Source organism: Streptomyces sp. NPDC059696, from assembly GCF_042733745.1.
Classification (GTDB): Bacteria; Actinomycetota; Actinomycetes; order Streptomycetales; family Streptomycetaceae; genus Streptomyces.
Genome location: NZ_JBHWFG010000092.1, coordinates 1 through 1,170, shown reverse-complemented (window position 1 = coordinate 1,170; position 1,170 = coordinate 1). Strand labels below are relative to the sequence as shown.

The 1,170-nt window shown below is 75.0% G+C and carries 1 protein-coding gene; it reads left to right on the top strand.

Annotated elements, in window-relative coordinates; translation table 11 throughout:
• The coding region (locus tag ACFV20_RS36740) for an AMP-binding protein (RefSeq protein ID WP_385665443.1) at positions 1–1,170 on the top strand (1,170 nt) is incomplete at both ends.

Sequence of the window (1,170 nt, the reverse complement as noted above, 5' to 3'; positions counted from 1 at the left end):
GTGCGGATGCGACCGGGCGCCCACCGGATCGCGGTGCTGCTGGGAGTCCTGGAAGCGGGCGCCCACCTGGCGTGGTTCGCGCCGGACGGCGGGGGCGAACGCCACCGGTCGATGCTCCGCGATCTGCGCCCGTCGTGCATGGTGCTCGACGGCGGTCCGCAGGAGGATCCGCTGGCGCTCTGGTACGCCGGTGAACCGGGCGCCCGTCTGCTGGACGCCTCCCAGGTGCTCGGCTCCCCCTCCGCCGCTCCCGGTGCGGACGCGGCGGCCGGGGCCCGGCCGGACCCGGAGGACCTCGCCTACGTGGCGTTCACCTCCGGTTCGACGGGGCGCCCCAAGGGGATCGTCCAGTCCCACGCCGCGCTGGCCCAGTTCGCCGGCTGGATGGGCGAGCAGTTCGCGATGGGGCCGGGCGCGCGGGTGGCCCAGTGGGTCTCCCCGGAGCACGACCCGGCGCTGGCCGAGGTCTTCGCGACGCTCGTGGCCGGCGGCACGCTCTGTCCGGTACCGGAGCGCGTCAGGGTCAACCCCGACAAGCTGGTGCCCTGGCTCGTCCAGGAGGGCATCACCCACATCCAGACCGTGCCCAGCTTCGCCCGGGACCTCCTCGGCGTGATCACCGGCTCCGGCCCCGACCGGCGGCCCGACGCCCTGAGCCACCTGCTCCTGATGGGGGAGGCGCTGCCGGGCGAACTGGTGGACGGGCTGCGCGCGGCCCTGCCCCGGACCCGCCTGATCAATCTGTACGGGCCCACCGAGACGATCGCCGCGACCTGGCACGAGATCACCGGACCGGTCGCGGGCCAGGTCCCGATCGGGCGCCCGCTCCCCGGCCGTCAGGTCCTCGTCGTGGACGAACACGACCGGCCGAGCCCGGCCGGCGTCACCGGCGAACTGGTGGTCCGCTCCCCGTACGTGACGCCGGGGTACCTCGCCGTCGAGGGCGGCCCGGACCACGGCGCGCTGTTCGCACCCGTCGCCGGCTTCGCCCCGGACGGCGACCGGTGGTACCGGACCGGGGATCTGGCGCGGGTGCGGTTCGACGGCGCCCTGGAGTTCCGGGGCCGCAGCGACTTCCAGGTCAAGCTGTTCGGCAACCGCGTGGAACTCACCGAGATCGAGGCCGCGCTGAACCGCGACCCCTCGGTCCTGGAGTGCGCGGTCCTCCCC